We start from the raw sequence: 19,177 nt of genomic DNA, 5'->3' as shown, positions 1-19,177 counted from the left end.
TATTCTTTTATAGCCTGCAAGATACGAAAATGGAATATTTTAGCGGCATGATTAGAGTAGTGATCATAGATGATGAGCCGGCTATCCGCAGAGATATGCAGGCATTACTGCAACAGCAGCCCGGTTTTATAGTGGTGGGTACCTGCGGCAGCGTGGCGGAAGCCAGGGTGCTGATCCCTGCCACGCAGCCAGACCTTCTGCTGCTGGACATTTCCCTGGGAGACGGTACCGGCTTTGACATCCTGCAGGAAGCGGGGCCGCTTTCCTGTAAAGTGATCTTCATCACTGCCCACCATGACCATGCTATTAAAGCCATCAAGTATGGCGCACTGGATTACCTGCTGAAACCTGTAGATGAAGAGGAACTGCAGCAGGCATTGCAAAGGGTGTTACAGCTGAAAGCCGTAGCGCCGGAACAACTGTCCCTGGCACAGCAGCACCTGAAACAGGGCGGCCTGCAGAACAGGATCGTCCTGCGCTCGCAGCAATACCTGCAGATCGTTGCTTTTGAGGAGATTGTGTATTGCCAGAGTGATGCAGGTTATACCACTTTCTTTTTAACAGACGGGAGGAAGATCGTTGCATCCAAGTCCATCAAAGAATATGAAGAGCTATTGCCCGAAGCAAAGTTCCTCCGCCCGCATCAATCCTATTTAGTGAATCATCAGTTCATAGACCGGTACCATAAGGATGGGTACCTGGTACTCCGTAATGGTGTGGAGATACCTGTATCTACCCGCCGGAAAGACCTGGTGATGGAATTCCTTACCGGTAACCGCTAATCCGTTTTAACCATGCGCCTTATTCCTGTTGTATTATTCCTGTGCTGTATCATTGCCTGTGCACCCAAAAAAGTGGCCGTTACTAACGGTCAGGCAGACACGCTGATGGCATTCATGAAAGAATCCGTCAACCCCCATTTTCATAACCAGCGTCCCAGGGAAGCAGGCCGGCTGCTGGATAGTATCTATCCTTTTGTGCAGCAGCTCAATAACTATATACTCACCTGCTCTTACCTGCGCTTCAAAGGGGTGCAGTTTGGAGAGGAAAAGAAGTATGACAGTGCGAGGGCAGTGATCAATGAATCCATTGCATTGGCTCTCAAGAAAGATTCCACAGGGAAACAGGTACTGGCCGGCAAGATACAGCTGATCGATATCCTGCATGAGGAAGGGTATAATGACAGTGCCCTGAAAGTAGCCAAAGAAGCCTATTACGAAGCCGCTAAAATAGATACGCCAGGCCTGGCCATCATCTGCCTGCGCCTCTCCGAAATCTATATGGATATTGGCGACCTGCCTGCTGTGAAGAAATACCTCTTCGAAGGTTTTCATCGCACTTCCCGCCCTATTCTGAAAACAGTATTTGCCAATGGCATTTCCAAATATTATGCGGATAACGACCAGCCGGATTCCGCCATTATTTTCTTCAAAGCAATGGAAACAGATACCAGCTTTGCCAGCCCTCATTTCGATGCGGTGAAATACGGGAACCTGGGCCTCCTGCTCTCACAAACGGGCAAACCGGAAGAAGGATTACCCTACCTGCTAAAGTCCATGGACATCAGCAGGGAGCTGGATCAACTGGATGGGGAATCATATTATGCCCTGGGAGAAACCTACAGTAAACTGAAGCAATACAAACAGTCCGCCGCCTACCTGGATACTGCATTCAGCATGGGAGAGCAGTCTACCCTCACCAGTGTATGGAAGAGAAGGTCGCGCAACCTGGCTGCACAGGGGCAATACGCTGCTGCCTATGCCGCATTAGATAGTTCTTATGAAAGTTACAGGGCGGAAAATGATTCTTCCCTTGCCATGCAGGGAAGAGAGCTGGAAACAAAATATGCGGTGAAAGCCAAGGACGATGAAATTGCCGCACTGGCCTTTGAAAATAAAGCTAACCATAAGATCCACCGCCAGCAGCAGGTGATCATTATTGGAATGATCGTTGGCGGAGTATTACTGGCAACACTGGGCTTATTACTCTGGCGCCGCCGCAAACTGCAGTTACAACTGCTGGAAACTTCCCTTCAGCAACGCCTGTTGCGCAGCCAGATGGAACCGCATTTCATTTTCAACACTTTGAGTGTTTTACAAAGTTTTATCAGGAATGATGAAAAGGAGAAAGCGATCCGCTATCTGAATAAGTTTGCCAAACTGGTGCGCATCAGTTTAGAGAATGCCCGCGAAAGTTTTGTGCCGCTGAAAGATGAAGTGCTGGCGCTGCAAAACTACCTGGGCCTGCAGGCCATGCGTTTTGAAGGTGATTTTGACTATGAGATTGATGTGTATGAACAGTATGAAGAAGATGAGCTGCTCATTCCTCCTATGTTATTACAACCTTTTGTAGAGAACGCCATCCTGCATGGTATCCGCCAGCTGCCGCGCAAAGGCCTCATCCGCGTAAGCATACGCAGAACACAGTGGATGCTGCACTGTGAAATAGAAGATAACGGCAATGGCATGCTGCCGGTTCGCGAGGCTACGCCGGATAAACAATCCCTTTCCACCATTATCACGCAGGAACGGCTGACCATGCTGAGCCGTCAAACCCGCCAACCGGCCCATTTGAGTATTACAGACAAAGGGACGCTGAACGGGCAGGGGGTGCTTGTAAAACTGGATATCCCTCTCCGCAGGACTAAATGACCTTCAGCAAGCTAATAACCTTCAGCAGAACCCAATAATCAAATAATGCATGTAAGCGCGCGGATTTCAGAAAAGTCCGCGCGCTTTTATATTGTAGCCCCATTTCCTCTTTAACTGCCCCTATGTTTGTGCCACAATGATGAAAAACCATTCCAAAACCTAAAACTTGTTGCATGAAAAAGATCAGCTGTTTTATGCTGCTTGCGGTTATCCTGTCTGCCTGCGAATACTTCGGTGGCGGCGGCCGGGATTTTGAAACCAGCAAAGGCATTGCTTCCCTTGTAAGCGAACTGAAAGATAAATTCGGGGAAAACGCAGGGTATACCAGCATTAATATGTCCTACCACGATGGCATCGGCACCAGTACCGTTGCCACCGGAACAAAAGATGTGAACTCCAATAAGCTGACAGAGAAATTAAAACAAAAAGGTATCTGGGAGGATAAGTCCGAAATCACACTGGAAATAGAAGGAGATGCCAAACCAAAGGATTTCATGTTCACCCTGCAGCAGGTGCAAGACCTCCAGAAAATTCCTGACCTCGTGAAGGCATCCGTAGAAAGAGTGGAGAAAGAAAAACAGATGAAAGACATGGTAGCCACCATGGTTGCCATCTCCATGCCCAGCAGGATCAATAGTCCGGATGATGGCCTCAGGATCATTATCTATGTAGAGCCTAAGAATGGCGGAACAGATTTTCAGCTGAGTTACAACGAAAAAGGTGAATTTATCAGAATGATGTATTAAAACCCTTATATCATGACACTTGAGTATAACAACAACATACCCACCCTCAACCAGATACAACAGGTTTTGCAGGAACAACTGGGTCATAAGTACGAATGCAAAGTGGTACACGACCGCTGGACGCTTAACTTCTCCGGCGCACAGTGTGTACTGGTGAAAAAGAATGGCGTGGCAGGGATCTGTGTAGCGCCGAATGAAAAGAAAAAAATAGTGGACGTGGACGGTATTGTACCGAACATGGTGATAGAAAAGATCTTCTTTAACAATTTTGCCACCAGGTTATTATTGCTTTCCTCCTGGAATAAACTGGAAAAAGAAGTAGCGGAGGCAATCAAGGCAAAGTTCGCGTAAGCCTGTTCGCTTGCCTGTTCACAAAATCCAGCAGTATGTTTTCTTTCCGCTTTTTCCGCAAACGTATAAAGTATACCCGGCCTTCCATTGAACATGTTTCCCTGGTAGAGCGGCGGGCGGAAGAATTCAGGAGATTTTATGAAGAACGGTTCGGCTATGGACTGAACTATGAAAAGAACAGTCTGCATTTATTGGATGTGATCCTTTCGGAAGCCAGGGACAGCTCATTGAATCACGACAGGAAACAATGGCTGGCCACACATGCGGGTGCTTACTTTTTCAAGGTAGTCTCGCAGCGGTTTCCGGACTGGCCGATGCAATATTTGTGGTACCATCCGCTGGAACAGTTACTGATGGTAATAGGACCGCCCACCTACCGTATTTCACTGCTGGCGCATCAGGCCGTTCTCCTGCGGCTGGATGCATTACCTGATCTCCCTGTATCTATGTTATTTCAGCGGTTTGAAAAAGCAGTATTATCTGCCAAGGCAGGTGATGATCAGCTTTTCATGTAGCTGTTTATGGAAACCATGCTCCCGGTTTTTCCGCCATCTAAAACCAGGATCAGAACTGTAGATAAAAAGCTCTCCCCGTTAAACGGGAGAGTTTTTTTACATTTGGGTATTATGATGAAGATCGTTTTAGCCAGTACCTCCACTTTATCCGGCCAGGATTACCTGGCTTACCTGCAGCCGGTGATGCAGCGCCTGTTCTCCGGTATTTCCGAGATCATTTTTGTGCCTTACGCCCGGCCCGGCGGCATCTCTCATGATGACTATACACAACGGGCAGCGGATGCATTTGCTGCTATCGGCGTGCGTGTAAAAGGCCTGCATACTTTCGAAGATCCGGCAACGGCTTTAAAACATGCAGAAGGTTTCTTTACCGGCGGCGGTAATACTTTCTTATTAGTGAAACAACTGCATGAGCTGGAACTGATGGATGTGTTACGTGCGGAAGTAGAGAAAGGGAAACCATACCTGGGTACCAGTGCAGGCAGTAATATCGGTGGGGTGAATATGCAAACCACCAACGACATGCCTATTGTATACCCGCCTTCTTTTGAAACCATGGGCCTGGTACCTTTCAATCTCAACCCGCATTACCTGGACCCAATACCGGAGATAAAACACATGGGTGAAACAAGGGAAACGAGGATCAGGGAGTTTCATACACAACAGGATGTAACGGTGATAGGCTTACGGGAAGGGAGCTGGATTGAGGTTTCCGGAACAGAGATCCGTTTACGCGGAGAACTGAGTGCGAGGATCTTTAAGGTTGGGAGGGAGGCTTATGAGTTAGGGACCGGGGGAGATCTGGCGATATTGTGAGGAAAGTATGGGTCATCTACGGGTAAAAGGCGGACTTGATGTGAAAATGAGGTAAAGTAGCTGCGGAGCTGCTCCGGAACATCATGAAAGAGGGTATAAAGGAGATATAGCAGAACAAACAGGCTTCAAAAACAAAATACTACCCGCAAAATCACACGTTTTTACGAAGCAGGTACACAGGTTTGCGAAAGGAAGCGAACTTCCAGCCAGTTTCTTTACCATAAACATGATGATCATTCCAAAGGTGGAGGTTTCTTTTTGGAAGAGCGGGGTTGTTTGCGGAGGGGGATCGTTGAGCGTGTATCAGGTTTGTAATGTACTTCTACGGATAATGTTTTATCCGGCAACATTACACCGATAATATCTGCGGCTGCATATTTAACATCCTGTAATAGGGTCAGTTCGCCATTTACCATTTGAAAAGGTATCACCTGCAATACTACGAAGGCAGCTTCTTTCCCTGTATACGATAATATGAATTCTATTTTTTCAGGTGCTGCCTGTACGTCTATTAATTTACTCTCTGAGGCAGCATGTGTATATTTCGCTTTTGCAAAATCAACACCGGTTACAAAAGCTTTTATTTCTATATGGGTAGCGCCCTTTGCTTTTTTGCAGGACGGTGTAACGGATACGCATATATTACCATCTTTATCTTTTGTAAGCTTAGGCTGGAAAGTTAACAGCTGGTCCAGCTTAGTGGCCTTATTCAGGTTGAACCCGGTTAAAGCAGGAAGATGCCGTGTAAGGATACTCCGCTGCCCGGGAAAATGATGGGCATCTGCCTTTACGATAGCTTGTAGTACTTTATTGATCCGGTTCACTAACTTTCCGTCATCCGGTATTTCCAACTCTCCCAACAATGCACGGCGCAGCAAACGGCCTCCTTTGCTCGCTGTGCCGAAATCCATCGCTGAACGTTTTGTTGCATAACTGCGTTCAACATGAGTGGGCATGCTGCGTACAAGAGGGATGCCATCCACCTCGTAACCAATAAGGTTACCCAGTTTACCCGTAAACGTTATAGGCCCTGTCTGCCTGGCCATGGTACTTGTTTTTTCATACTTACAATTTACTAAAAACACTGCACATTGCATGTGTTTATTTTATAATGATCAAATAGTTTTCATATATTAAAACTATTTTGTTAATAGTAAGGAATCCAAATAAGGTTTATATCTTTGTAGTAATAGATGAGTCATGATAGTCAATTGACTATCTCTATATATTTATGTATTATAGAATATGTCCTGCGGAAACCCTTTACTCCATCAGCATACCTGTAATGCCATCTATATAGAACACCCTAACCTTTGTTCTATTTAGAAGAATGAGACGTTTTGTTCACTTACTTATTCCGCTTTTGACGGGTACGCCTGCGTTTGCTTTATCCGGTTTATCCGGCATAGATACTTTACCGTATACCATTACTCATTACACAGATGAGAATGGTTTACCACAGAATAGCGTAAAGTTCATTGCTCCTGATGATGAGGGATTTCTATGGCTGGCCACGGAAAACGGCCTGGTGCGTTTTGAGGGCGACCGCTTCCGCAATTTCAATAGCAGCAGCAGGATCTCTTATATTTTTTCCAATTCCGGGCATGACAAACTTTTTGCCAGAACGGACCAAAGGGTAGGCATCCAGGTGGAGAACGGCCGAACGGCTACGTTTACACGTGATCCAAAAGGGGAGGATGATTATGAATTCCTGATCTATAGTGATACGGCCTTCACCTATCCGGTTAATGGGCTCCCTAATGTTTTTGCCGATGGGATCCATCCGGATTATTTCCTGATCCCTGTAAACGCACAGGAATATTACATGGTGTGTAAGGACAGCATCAGATTTGTCAGGAAAAAACAAGAGCAATACCGGTTTAAATTTCCCATTTCCAATCCCTGGAAATTTTTCACGATGGGGGATAGTCTTTATCAGTTGACTGAAAAGGGGGATATCAACTTTTTCGATAAAGACAAAGCTGTTAATGTGATGGTCAGAGGGGATATCCTGAATTTTCCTGCTTATAAGACCCGGAAAAAAGATATTCAATTATACTGGAATTTTGTTGCACAGCAGCTTTTCTTTTACCTGGACCAGCAATGTTATTTTGTAGAAGTACTGCCAGATGGCAGCCTGGGTACTACACTGGTGGTAAAGGATTTTGATTTTGAACAGCTGTCTATTCTTTCTGTTTATTATACCGCCTTCAATAAACGTGTTTACCTGGGCAGCAGTTCCAAGGGAATGTTTGTTTTTTCCTGGAAGCAGTTTCATCCGCTTCGTACGGGAGAGGGGAAAACAGACGTGTATTATGCACAGGCACCATTTGGAAATGATGGTATCATAACACCGCAAGGAATTGCATTCGATGCGCAGGGAAAACATTCTTCCTTACCCTTGTTCGACCGGGTAAAAGGAAGGTATGACAATTACAGCATGCAGGTGGATAAGGAGGGCAACATCTGGAGCAAATCCATCAGGAGCATCTATAAAATGAATGCAGCCTGTACTGAAATATTGTGGTCAAGGGATTTTCATGATGGTGTCAGCCAGCTTTATACAGATAACGCTGGCCGTTTATGGATCGGCACCCTGAAGTCCGGGCTTTATTACCTTTACACGAAGGATGAAAACCCTGTGCCGCTTTTGTATAGCGCCACTATAAAAGGTGCCACTTACATGCAGATGGAAAATGCTGATACCATGTGGGTAGGCACCAGTAAGGGCTTGTTCCGCATCCAGGTCAGCAAAAACAGGATAGACACAATTGCCGGCCTGGAGGAGGCACATGTAAGAAGTTTATACATTCCCAACAAAGATGAAGTCTGGGTCACTACATACGGGAGTGGTTTCTACCTGCACCGGCAAAACAGGTTAACTACCATGCCGCTGGATAAACTTAAATACCTGGCCTTTGCACACTGTATCATCGGCGATGCACATGGTTACTTCTGGATCACCAGCAATAAAGGATTGTTCAAAGCTTCCCGTAAAGACCTGATAGCTTATGCAGACTGGAAGCAGGACCTCGTCTATTATTTCTATTATGGAAAGAGCCAGGGTTTTTTTACGAATGAATTTAATGGCGGATGCCAGCCATGTGCTTTAAAACTCAGCAACGGGGATATCTCGCTGCCTTCCCTGGACGGTATTGTGCGGTTCTCTCCTGATTCATTAAACCACTATCTGCCGGCGAGGAAATTGTTCCTGGATGAAGTGGAGCTGGACGGGCATTCTTTGCCGGCAAACGATACGCTTTTGCTGCCGAACAACTTCCTGCAACTCAAATTGCATATCAGCACGCCTTTTTTTGGAGATAACTATAATACACAGATCTTTTATTCGGTAGCTGGTGAAGGAAACGACATCTGGTTACCGGTAGAGAGCAACCATGTTATTTCGTTTTCTTCCATGCCTTCGGGTACCTATCACCTCCGTATCCGCAAGATCAATGGTTTTGGTGCCAACAATTTTATAGAAAAATCAATTGTTTTTACGGTAGAACTGGCCTGGTTTGAAACAGTGTGGTTCCGCATACTCCTGCTGGGATTGCTGGCATTGTCTGTGGTGGCGTACCTTCGCTGGCGCATCACCAGTATTCAATACAAAACCCACTTGCTGGAAACGCGGGTGTCTGACAGAACAAGAGAACTCAAGCAGGCCCTGGAGTTCCTGCAGACTTCAGAGAACAAACTGCGCAAGCAAACCCTGATGCAGCAGCGGCTGATCGCAGCTATCACGCACGACATCAAAACACCCATGAAGTTCCTTATGCTCTTATCCAATAACCGTAATACGGGCGATAAGAGTGCAAAAGCGGTATATGATGCGCTCTACAAGATGTATCATCTTGTGGAGAACCTCATCCAGTATATGAAAACGCATATCAAGGGCGAAGGCGTTATACTGGAAGCGGTAGACCTGCACGACCTGCTGGAAGAGAAAGCGGGTATCTTCAGGCCCATTGCTGCCGCAAGAGAAGTGGAGATCTTCAACGATACTACGCCGGGCAGCAAAGTAATGGTGAACCGCCAGTTGCTGGCCGTGGTAATGCATAACCTGCTGGACAATGCGGTGAAATATACCACGCAGGGTTCTATCCATATGGAAGCCATTCACCAGGGCAATGAGGTCTGCATCAGATTTATAGATACAGGCATCGGTATGCAGCCGGTGCTGGCGGACTGGGTAAACCAGTACAATGCAACAGACACACAGGTGCATAACGGTATTGGTCTGCTGATCGTGATAGAGTTACTCCTGCTGATCAATGGCAGGTTGAAAGTAATACCGAATAAGGATACGGGAACTACAGTATCAGTGATCCTGGAAATTAATAATAGTAATTAAAGCGTGGTGCTGTACATCTTTACTTTTTCCAGCAGTTCTACAATATTGGAGATGCCCAGTTTTTCAAATACGCGTGTTTTATAGGTGCTCACAGTAGTTACCTGCAAATGCAGCATCTCTGCTATTTTTGCAACAGGTATTCCTTTCGTGAGCAGGTTCATCACTTCTATCTCCCGCCCGGATAAAGTGGCCAGTGGATTCTGTACCGGCTCCTTTTGTGCGTTCAGCATGTTCAACATCTGCTCACGTGTGGCGGCGCTCATGTATTTCTGCTGGTTCAACACCGTCTGGATAGCAGTTCTGATCTCATCTTCCGGCGAGTATTTTACAAGATACCCGTCCGCGCCTGCCTGCATATAATTAATAGCAAACAGTTGTTCATCATAACCGGAAAAGATAAGGATCTTAATCTTTGGCTGCCGGAGCTTTACGGCATCAATCATCTGAAGACTGTTACCACCGGGAATATTAATGTCGAGTATCAGAAGATCATAAGGATCCTGGTCCAGCAAAGTGATGACCTGGTCGAAAGTCTCAGCTTCTTTGATGGATACAGGAATGGAAAGAGTAGATACAATATGCGTAACACCCAATCTTACGATGGTATGGTCATCCGCAATCAGGATAGTTTTCATTTTTACATAGGTTATGTTAGCTGCCCCGGCTATACGAAGGGTGCCGGACAAAAGTAAAATATAATTCTTCTTTTTGTTCCTTTCTTTTAGGCAAGTAGAACTATTACTACAAGCAAAGACGTGATATGTCTATACGCAAGTCGTTGACATACATATTATTTTGCGCTAATAAATCATGCGGACAGTTTAACCCTGCATAAAACCTTCGTTAACAATTCAAAGCAGCCCTGCAATACCAGAATAAACTACATTTGGTGTGCAGGTGCTATGAAAAAATTCATCAAGGCAGTACTAAATGCAGGGCGGCGGCCATCGCAGCCCATCGTGGAGCAAAAGCTGATAAGGTCACTCAACCTGGGATGCCTTGTAGCGGTTTTGCTGGCTTTTTTGCTCATAATCCTCAATGGCCTCACAGGATATTACATCCTGGCGGTCACTTATTTCGTGTCCATTATTTTCTCCTCCGGTGTTATTGTTTTACAGCGCTATGGGTATTACGGAACTGCCCGCTACCTGGCTGTATTTGAAAGCATGGTGCTCTTTTCCTTTGTAGCGCTTGCCTATCATAACAGCGTGGAACTGCTGCTGCTTTTTAACATCCTCACTATTGTATTACTGTTTGATAACCCCTGGGAACGTTATTCACTGGGCGTTTTAAACGTGGCATTGTTCACCTTTACCCGCCTGTATGTGGATACGCATCCTCCCCTGATCAGTGAACTGCCTTTCCTCCGGGAGATCATGAGTTATGTGGTGGCCTGTACTTTCCTGGGCCTGATCATCGCCAATTATAAAAAAGACCAGCTGCATAACCGGCAATTACTGGAAGGCATGAACAGAAGGCTGAAAGAAAAAGCAGAGACCCTGAAGAACCTGAATGAAACAAAAGAGAAAGTATTGTCCATCCTCTCCCGTGACCTGCGTCAGCCCCTGGCCAGCATGAAATCCCTGGTGGCGCTTTCGGATGATGTAACGCCTGCTGAATTTACTTCGTTCACCAAAAAGGTAGAAAATCACCTGGACAACGGACTGCTCAGCCTGGAAAATACCATGCACTGGGCACACTCCCAGATGAAAGGGCAGGAGGCCATACCGGAAGCCTGCAAAGTGAATAGCATCCTGCTGCCATTGAAGGTGCGGTTTGAGGAAACCCTGAAAGGAAAAGCCATCAACCTTTTAATGGCCGTGCCGGAAAATGCCAGGGTATATGCAGATCCGGAACACTTTTCCATTATCCTGCGTAACCTGTTATCCAATGCCATCAAATATACTCCCAGGGGAGGTATTGTAAGCATTGCTGCAAGGCAAAGGCTCGATCATATGGAGCTGGCCATTACAGATACCGGTACCGGGATAGATCCCAAACTGATGGAAAGGCTCTTTGACCTGGAATTACATTTCACCTGCTTTGGAACGGAAAACGAACATGGCGTTGGGCTGGGCCTGCTGGTGGTAAAAGAACTGGCAGAATTAAATAACGGAGAGGTGAAACTTTCCAGCGAACCCGGGAAAGGTACCACGGTACTGCTAAGCCTTCCCCTTTGCTAAACGTTGAAACCGGACAAGCCCTGTATCAAAACCGGACACTTTCTGCTGCTTTTACCCCTGTAATCTGCTCATAATCAATAGCTGCTGTAATTGGTATGCTTTTGTGGGGAGAAAGCCATCCATCCTACATAATTTAATTCCTATGTTTAAAAATTACATGAAGGTTGCATTCAGAAATCTCCTGCGCAATAAGGCATTCTCATTCATTAATATCAGCGGCCTGGTATTAGGTATGGCCAGTGCTATGCTGATCTTATTGTGGATCCAGCATGAAGTAAGTTATGATCGCTTTCATCATCACCCGGAACGCTTATTTGAAGTATGGACGAACAATGTTGTGGAAGGAAAGATAGAATCCAATACTTATACTCCTGAATTAATGGGTCCGGCCATCACTGCAGATATTCCGGAAGCAGCCGCCGTAGCCCGCTTTGGTGGTGGCGGCATGTTATTGTTTACCTATGGAGAAAATCAGATCAATGGAAAGGGAAACTGGGTAGATCCTGCTTTTTTGAAGATGTTCAATTTCCCGCTGGTGGAAGGAGATATTAATACCCTGTTGAATGATCCTTTAAGTATTGTACTTACGCAGCAACTGGCGCATAAGTTATTCGGGAACGTTTCTGCACTGGGTAAATCATTGCGGATAGGTACAGATGAAAACTTTACGGTAACAGGGGTGCTGAAAGACCTTCCCGATAACTCCATGTTTGATTTTGAGTACCTGAACTCTTCCATGTTGCGCCAGTCCAGGGGATTTACGGATAAAGACTGGACGAATATAAGCCCCCGCACCTTTGTGTTGCTCAAACCCAATACTTCATCTGCGCTTGTGAATAACAAGCTGAAAGGTATGATCAGTGCCTATAGTAATAAACGTTCCAATACCGAAGCGTTTTTATACCCGGTGAGCCAGGAATACCTGTATGGGAAATTTGAGAATGGCGTGCCGGTAGGTGGAAGGATTACCAAAGTCCGGACCTTTGCCCTGATTGCAGGGCTTATTTTGTTGATAGCCTGCATCAATTTCATGAACCTCTCTACTGCACGCAGTGAAAAACGGGCTAAAGAGGTTGGTATACGTAAAGTGGCAGGCGCCAATAAAGAAACCCTCATTGGGCAGTTCCTGGGGGAATCATTACTGATCTCTTTTATCGCAGGTATACTGGCCGTTGCCGCTGTGATACTTGTATTACCTTCTTTTAATTTACTGATCGGTAAAACGCTTGTATTTCACTTTAACAGGCCGGAATGGTGGTTGGCCATCACGGGATTTATTCTGTTGACAGGTTTCCTGGCAGGCAGCTACCCTGCCTTATTCCTTTCCCGTTTCAGACCTGTGCAGGTGCTGAAGGGCAGTTTTAAGAACGTGCATGCCCTGGTTACGCCCAGGAAAGTATTGGTGGTGCTGCAATTTTCTTTTGCCATTGGTTTGATCATCTGTACGATCATCATCCGGCAACAGTTAAAATACGGGCAGGATAGGGAAGTGGGATATGAACGAAAGGACCTGGTATATACATTTATGAAAGGAGAGGTTGGTAAAAATTACCAGCTTATAAAAGATGAATTGCTGAATAATGGTTTTGCTTCGGCAGTTACTAAAACCCAGAATCCTATTACGCAGATCTGGAGCACAGGGTTTAGCATGCAATGGAAAGGAAAGCCGGAAAACGAAAAGGTGATGGTAAAGCGGTACGCTGCGGACGGTGATATGGTAAAAACCTTTGGCATGCAGTTAGTACAAGGCAGGGATATAGATGTAAAAAAATATCCCACAGATTCAACGGCCTGCCTGATCAATGAAGCGGCTGTTAAAGTGATGGGTTTTGCCGATCCCATAGGTGAAACGATATTCGATGATCCGGTTAAATGGCATGTGGTAGGAGTAGTGAAAGATTTTATCTCCGAATCTCCCTACCAGGCTATTAAGCCATTTATGGTAAAGGGGCCAAAGGAGGGCATGGGTGTTTTGCATATTAAACTAAGCAGCAAATATACAACAGCTAAAGCGCTGGCAGGAGTGGAAGCGATCTTCAGAAAGTATAACTCCCAATATCCATTCGAAGTTTTTTTTGTGGATGAACAATATGCCAGGAAGTTCGGAGAGCAACAATTCATGACCCGGTTAATAGGATTGTTTTCCGGCCTGACCATCCTGATCGCCTGCCTTGGCCTGTTGGGCCTGGCTATGTATATGGCAGAAAACAGAACGAAGGAAATTGGTGTCCGCAAGGTGATGGGCGCTTCTGTTGCCAGTATCACACGTTTGTTAACGATGGATTTCATGAAGCTGGTAGTGGTTGCACTTTTCATTGCTTCCCCGGTGGCCTGGTATTTTATGGACCAGTGGCTGGATAATTATAACTACAGGATCTATGTCAGCTGGTGGGTGTTTGCGCTGGCAGGACTGGGCGCCATTGCCATTGCATTCCTTACCATAAGTGTTCAGACTATCCGCGCTGCCAATGCAGATCCTATACGAAGTTTGCGGATAGAATAGGGGATTTCTGTGAACGCCTATCAAATAAAGTGTAGAGAAGTTTAAAAAATTACTATTTTAACCTCCTTAAAGTCTACTCTACAGCTCTAAAGCAACTATGATGAGTTCAAATCGCAGAAATTTCCTCCGTCACCTGGCGGTAGGTACAGGAGCCCTCGCAGCAGGGATCCCCACATTCGCTTCTTCCCCCACCGCACCAAGTGACCGGGAATTGAGGCAGGCACTGGACCAGTCCAACAAACAACAACGTTTTAACATGAGCGGTTACGCAGCGCCGAAGATCGACAAAGTACGTATTGGCTTTATTGGCCAGGGTATGCGTGGTCCGGGTGCTGTACAACGTATGTCTTTCATAGACGGTGTTGAAATTGTTGCCCTGTGTGACCTGTTGCCGGAACGCGCCACTAAATCCAACAAGATAGTGACGAAGTCCGGAAGGCCAGCCGCCAAAGAGTATTCCGGTCAGAATGGCTGGAAGGACATGATCAACAACGAAAAGCTGGACCTGGTGTACATCACCACTCCATGGGAACTGCATACGCCTATGGCGTTGTATGCAATGGAACATGGCGCACATGCCGCTTCCGAAGTACCCATTGCTTTAACGCTGGAAGATTGCTGGAAACTCGTGGAAACATCGGAGCGCACCAAAAAGCATTGTATGATGCTGGAAAACTGCTGCTATGATTTCTTTGAGCTGCTGACCCTCAACATGGCCCGCCAGGGTATGTTTGGTGAGCTGGTGCATGCTGAAGGTGCGTATATCCATGATCTGCGCGACCTGAACTTCTCCAAAAAAGGTTATCAGAACATGTGGAGGCTCCGCATGAACGGCAAACACAAAGCCAACCTGTATCCTACGCATGGCCTGGGCCCTGTTGCGCAATGCCTCAACATCAACCGCGGCGATAAAATGGATTACCTGGTGTCCGTAGCTACGAACGACTTCATGATGAATGCGATCGCGAAGGAAAGAGCAGCAACTGACGACTTCTATAAAGAATTCGTGAACCTGCCTTACCGCGGTAACATGAGCACCACTACTATTAAAACCAGCAAAGGTAAAACCATCATGATCCAGCATGATGTTACTTCCCCTCGTCCGTATTCCCGCATCCACCTGATCAGTGGTACCAAAGGTGTGGCTTCCAAATGGCCTGATCCTGAGCGTATCGCATTCGGTCATGAATGGATCAAGGAAGAAGAACTGAAAAAACTCTATGACCAATATACCCCTGAGATCATCCGTAAGATCGGTGACCTGGCTAAACAGGTAGGTGGCCATGGTGGTATGGACTTTATGATGGACTGGCGTTTGATCGACTGTTTGCGTAACGGCCTGCCGCTGGACCAGGATGTATATGACGCGGCTGCATGGAGCTGTATTGTTCCATTGACAGAGAAGTCAATCGCCAACCGTGGTAACAGTGTGGATATTCCTGACTTCACAAGAGGTTCCTGGAAAACCAATGCACCGGTTGAACTGACGCTGAAAGGTGGCGGTACTACAGGTGTGATAGGTGTTGAAAAGAAGGGTGAGTCCAAGCAACTGAACGTACATTAATTTTATACGAACGCGCTGTTTGAGATAAGCAGGCAGCGCGTTCTTTATTTTTTCAGCTCATCTGTAAACCCCGGTGGCATCTTATTTCTCCAGCTCATCTGTAAACCCTGGCGGCGTCTTATTTCTCCAGCTCATCTGTAAACCCTGGCGGCGTCTTATTTCTCCAGCTCATCTGTAAACCCTGGTGGCATCTTATTTCTCCAACTCCCTGATATACTCCCTTGGCGCTCTGCCGGTAATGGTTTTGAATACCCTGTTGAATGTAGCGATACTGTTAAACCCGCTCTGATAAGCAATCGTAGATATATTATCATTGATACCGCCGGATAGTTTCTTGCAGGCTTCGTGGATCCTCACTTCATTGAGGAAGGTGATGAAGGTAAGCCGCGTATGTTTTTTGAAATAGCGGCAGAATGCCTGTGGCGTCATGTTCGCATGTTTGGCAATATCCTCCAGCATAATATCCGTATCGTAATGTTTCATGATATAATCATAAATGGCGCCGATGCGGATGCCCTCCTGGTCGTTCACACTGGAAAGGCGGGAGCCGGAAACCAATGGTATCAGGTCCTGCAGCGGTTGCAGGAAACTCAGCAGGAGGATGAACTGCATGAATTGCTTTGCGCCCTGCGTCTGGTCTAAACGTAACATCATTTCTGATAACTCTGCAACATATTCTTCCGGTACTTTGAAGCCGTTCGGGTATTTATGAATGAAAGTGCTGATCTTCTTTAATTCCGTTAATTCAAATACGGTAGCCAGCTTGCCATTTGGGTTGAAGAAGAGTGTTAAGGATTCAACAGTATCTTCACTGGCATCGCTTTTAAATACATGCGGCTGATTACCGGCAATCCAGAATATTTCGTTGGCCCTGAAGGTTTGCATGCTGTTTTCAGCGATAAGCGTACCTGTTCCTTTCAGCACCCAGGTGAGTTGAATTTCATCGTGCCGGTGCAGGTGAGGATAGAAGAAAGGCAATTGCTCTTTTTGTACGATAATGTTCTTATCGTGGGACACAGGTATTGTAAACTGCAATACTTTCATGATGCACAATTTAAGCAAATTTTACCCTTATTCAGAAAAACATCCTTCGGATTGATCAAAATATGAGCATAAATGATTAAAAACCGCAGGCAAGGCCAAGGGTGATCGCGGTACTTTTGGAAAAAAAAGAAAGCGATGGCAATTACATGGAAGGGAGTATTTCCCGCACTCACTACTAAGTTCACAGCAGCGGATGAACTGGATCTTACATTATTCAGCAGGAACCTTGATGCGCAGCTGGAAGCTGGTGTGGAGGGAATTATCCTTGGAGGCTCATTAGGAGAGGCCAGCGTGATCACTACGGAAGAGAAGGCCACATTGGTAAAACATGCGGTTAAACAGATCGCCGGCAGGGTACCTGTGGTGATCAATATTGCAGAAGGTGCTACCCGTGAAGCCCTCCGGCAGGCAGCCCTGGCAGAAGAATGGGGTGCTTCCGGCCTGATGCTGTTACCTCCGATGCGTTATAAGTCTGATGCACGCGAAACAGTGGAATATTTCCGTACGATTGCCCGCTCCACCAGTTTACCTATTATGTTATACAATAACCCGGTGGATTATAAAACGGAGATCACGCTGGATATGTTTGAAGAACTGTCTGCCGAAAAGAACATTGAAGCCGTGAAAGAATCCACACGTGATGTGACGAATGTGATCCGCATGCAAAACCGGTTTGGAGACCGTTTTAAGATCCTTTGCGGCGTAGATACCTTAACGCTGGAAGAATTGGTAACAGGGGCAGACGGGCTCGTTGCTGGGCTTGTATGTGCTTTTCCTGTTGAAACCGTTAACTTATATAAACTGATCAAAGCCGGAAAGATCCAGGAGGCGCTGCCATTGTACAGGTGGTTCATGCCTTTGCTGGAACTGGATATTCATCCCAAACTGGTACAATACATCAAGCTGGCGGAAACACGTGCAGGTATAGGCAGCGAGTATGTAAGAGCACCCCGCCTTGCACTGATAGGAGAAGAAAGGGAACGTATCCTGAAAGTAATTGATCATGCCATTGCAACAAGACCATGAGTGAGATAAAAGAGATCATGCAGCAGGCGAAAGCTGCATTTGAGGTGTATAGTAAAACAACGCCTGTACAACGTGCGCAGTTCCTGGAGAAGATCGCGGAGCAGATAGAAGCCAAACGGGAACAACTTACAGCAAAGGCACATGAAGAAACGCATCTGCCTTTACCCAGGCTCAATAATGAGATCACGCGTACGACAGGTCAGTTGAAAATGTTTGCTGCCTATATCACAGAAGGCAGCTGGGTAGCCGCGGCTATTGATAACCAGCCATCCAAACCGGATACCCGAAAGATGCTGATCCCTGTTGGTCCTGTGGTAGTGTTCGGTGCCAGTAATTTTCCTTTTGCTTTTTCAACAGCGGGAGGGGATACGGCGAGCGCATTGGCTTCCGGCTCCACGGTTGTGGTAAAAGGGCACTCTGCACATGCCGGTACCTCTTTACTGGTATACAATGCCATTCAGGAAGCGATCCGTTTGTCCGGTATGCCGGAACATACTTTGCAACATGTGCTGGGCCCGGGTAATACAACCGGTAAAGAACTGGTGATGCATCCCAATACAACAGGTGTTGGTTTCACCGGCTCTTTCAACGGAGGCACTGCTTTAATGCGATATGCTGCAGAAAGAGAAAAGCCGATTCCCGTGTTTGCGGAGATGAGCAGTATCAATCCTGTGGTATTATTGCCGGATACCTTAACGCAAAATGGAGCAGCACTGGCTAAAAAACTGGCAGGTTCTGTTACCCTGGGAATGGGGCAGTTCTGTACCAACCCGGGTTTATTGCTGGGTATCAAAAGTCCTGCGCTGAAAGCGTTCCTGTCTCAGTTAGGAGAAGAAGTAAGCCAGGTAACACCAATGCCTATGCTGCATGAAGGAATTCATACGAATTATCAGCAGGGACTAACGGAGATGTTGCCATACGTTGTCTATAAAGGAGATGGAGAGCCGGCAACTGCCATTGCCACGGTCAAAGCTTCTGAGTTTTTAGCTGTTCCGCATCTCCGGGAAGAGGTTTTTGGACCATTCTCTTTATTAGTGGAATGTGCGGATAAAGCAGAGTTGATCAAAGTGCTGCAAAGCATTTCAGGGCAACTGACAGCTACCATCATGGGTACAGATAAAGACCTTGCCGAACACCGGGATATTATTTCCCTGCAAACTTCCCTGGCCGGAAGGGTGATCATCAATGAAGTGCCAACCGGTGTGGAAGTAAATAGCAGCATGGTGCATGGCGGACCTTTCCCGGCTACCTCCGATGCCCGTTTCACTTCTGTAGGTACCTCTGCCATCCAGCGATGGGTGCGGCCTGTTTGCTTCCAGGGTTTCCCGGATGCCCTGCTGCCGGAGGAATTGCAGAATGCCAACCCCCGCGGGATCTGGCGTACGGTGAACAATGAGTGGAAGAATGTATAATTTTATTACTTT

Annotated in this window: 15 protein-coding genes; 12 read left to right on the top strand and 3 right to left on the bottom strand. The window is 46.4% G+C overall.

Annotation, left to right across the window (positions count from 1 at the left end; translation table 11 throughout):
• Positions 1-47 precede the first annotated feature (47 nt).
• From AAHN97_RS14325 to pepE, 6 genes are all read left to right on the top strand, one after another.
• Positions 48-782, top strand: coding sequence for a LytR/AlgR family response regulator transcription factor (locus AAHN97_RS14325; RefSeq protein WP_343302718.1), 735 nt, complete (start codon positions 48-50; stop codon positions 780-782).
• A 12-nt stretch (positions 783-794) separates the two neighbouring features.
• Positions 795-2,651, top strand: coding sequence for a histidine kinase (locus AAHN97_RS14320; protein ID WP_343302717.1), 1,857 nt, complete (start codon positions 795-797; stop codon positions 2,649-2,651).
• A gap of 173 nt (positions 2,652-2,824) precedes the next feature.
• Entirely contained in the window at positions 2,825-3,397 is a 573-nt protein-coding gene (locus AAHN97_RS14315) for a hypothetical protein (protein ID WP_343302716.1), read from the top strand.
• A 12-nt stretch (positions 3,398-3,409) separates the two neighbouring features.
• Positions 3,410-3,748: a hypothetical protein gene (locus tag AAHN97_RS14310; protein ID WP_343302715.1), complete on the top strand. Its 339-nt coding sequence runs from the start codon at positions 3,410-3,412 to the stop codon at positions 3,746-3,748.
• 35 nt (positions 3,749-3,783) lie between these two features.
• Positions 3,784-4,263, top strand: a complete 480-nt coding sequence (locus AAHN97_RS14305) for a hypothetical protein (protein WP_343302714.1) — start codon at positions 3,784-3,786, stop codon at positions 4,261-4,263.
• 111 nt (positions 4,264-4,374) lie between these two features.
• The gene (gene pepE / locus AAHN97_RS14300) at positions 4,375-5,079 is read left to right on the top strand and encodes a dipeptidase PepE (protein WP_343302713.1); all 705 of its coding nucleotides are present in this window, start codon (positions 4,375-4,377) and stop codon (positions 5,077-5,079) included.
• Between the two features lie 233 nt (positions 5,080-5,312).
• Here pepE and AAHN97_RS14295 read toward each other — a convergent pair whose 3' ends face one another.
• Positions 5,313-6,125 (bottom strand): hypothetical protein, encoded by an 813-nt coding sequence (locus AAHN97_RS14295; RefSeq protein WP_343302712.1) that lies wholly within the window; start codon positions 6,123-6,125, stop codon positions 5,313-5,315.
• A gap of 284 nt (positions 6,126-6,409) precedes the next feature.
• Here AAHN97_RS14295 and AAHN97_RS14290 point away from each other — a divergent pair, with 284 nt between their 5' ends.
• Positions 6,410-9,433: a two-component regulator propeller domain-containing protein gene (locus AAHN97_RS14290; RefSeq protein WP_343302711.1), complete on the top strand. Its 3,024-nt coding sequence runs from the start codon at positions 6,410-6,412 to the stop codon at positions 9,431-9,433.
• Here AAHN97_RS14290 and AAHN97_RS14285 read toward each other — a convergent pair.
• Positions 9,430-10,068, bottom strand: coding sequence for a response regulator transcription factor (locus AAHN97_RS14285; protein WP_343302710.1), 639 nt, complete (start codon positions 10,066-10,068; stop codon positions 9,430-9,432). The two genes, AAHN97_RS14290 and AAHN97_RS14285, sit on opposite strands and share 4 nt — an antisense overlap.
• Positions 10,069-10,335: 267 nt before the next feature.
• Between AAHN97_RS14285 and AAHN97_RS14280 the strand changes: the two genes are divergently transcribed.
• The 3 genes from AAHN97_RS14280 to AAHN97_RS14270 all read left to right on the top strand — a co-directional run bounded on the left by AAHN97_RS14280 (position 10,336) and on the right by AAHN97_RS14270 (position 15,683).
• On the top strand, positions 10,336-11,616 hold the full coding sequence (locus AAHN97_RS14280) for a sensor histidine kinase (protein ID WP_343302709.1): 1,281 nt from the start codon (positions 10,336-10,338) through the stop codon (positions 11,614-11,616).
• 157 nt (positions 11,617-11,773) lie between these two features.
• The gene (locus AAHN97_RS14275; RefSeq protein ID WP_343302708.1) at positions 11,774-14,119 is read left to right on the top strand and encodes an ABC transporter permease; all 2,346 of its coding nucleotides are present in this window, start codon (positions 11,774-11,776) and stop codon (positions 14,117-14,119) included.
• Between the two features lie 100 nt (positions 14,120-14,219).
• A complete protein-coding gene (locus tag AAHN97_RS14270) occupies positions 14,220-15,683 on the top strand; it encodes a Gfo/Idh/MocA family protein (protein WP_343302706.1) in 1,464 nt (487 codons plus the stop codon).
• 192 nt (positions 15,684-15,875) lie between these two features.
• Here the strand turns inward: AAHN97_RS14270 and AAHN97_RS14265 are convergent, their stop codons facing one another.
• A complete protein-coding gene (locus tag AAHN97_RS14265) occupies positions 15,876-16,727 on the bottom strand; it encodes an AraC family transcriptional regulator (RefSeq protein WP_343302705.1) in 852 nt (283 codons plus the stop codon).
• 135 nt (positions 16,728-16,862) lie between these two features.
• Here AAHN97_RS14265 and AAHN97_RS14260 point away from each other — a divergent pair, with 135 nt between their 5' ends.
• On the top strand, positions 16,863-17,753 hold the full coding sequence (locus AAHN97_RS14260) for a dihydrodipicolinate synthase family protein (RefSeq protein WP_343302704.1): 891 nt from the start codon (positions 16,863-16,865) through the stop codon (positions 17,751-17,753).
• On the top strand, positions 17,750-19,165 hold the full coding sequence (locus AAHN97_RS14255; protein ID WP_343302703.1) for an aldehyde dehydrogenase (NADP(+)): 1,416 nt from the start codon (positions 17,750-17,752) through the stop codon (positions 19,163-19,165). The genes AAHN97_RS14260 and AAHN97_RS14255 overlap by 4 nt, the downstream gene beginning before the upstream one ends.
• The last annotated feature ends 12 nt before the right edge of the window (positions 19,166-19,177 follow it).

The organism is Chitinophaga niabensis (genome assembly GCF_039545795.1).
Taxonomy (GTDB): Bacteria; Bacteroidota; Bacteroidia; order Chitinophagales; family Chitinophagaceae; genus Chitinophaga; species Chitinophaga niabensis_B.
Note: the sequence above shows the minus strand (reverse complement) of the source record. Positions and strands in the feature narration are given on the sequence as shown.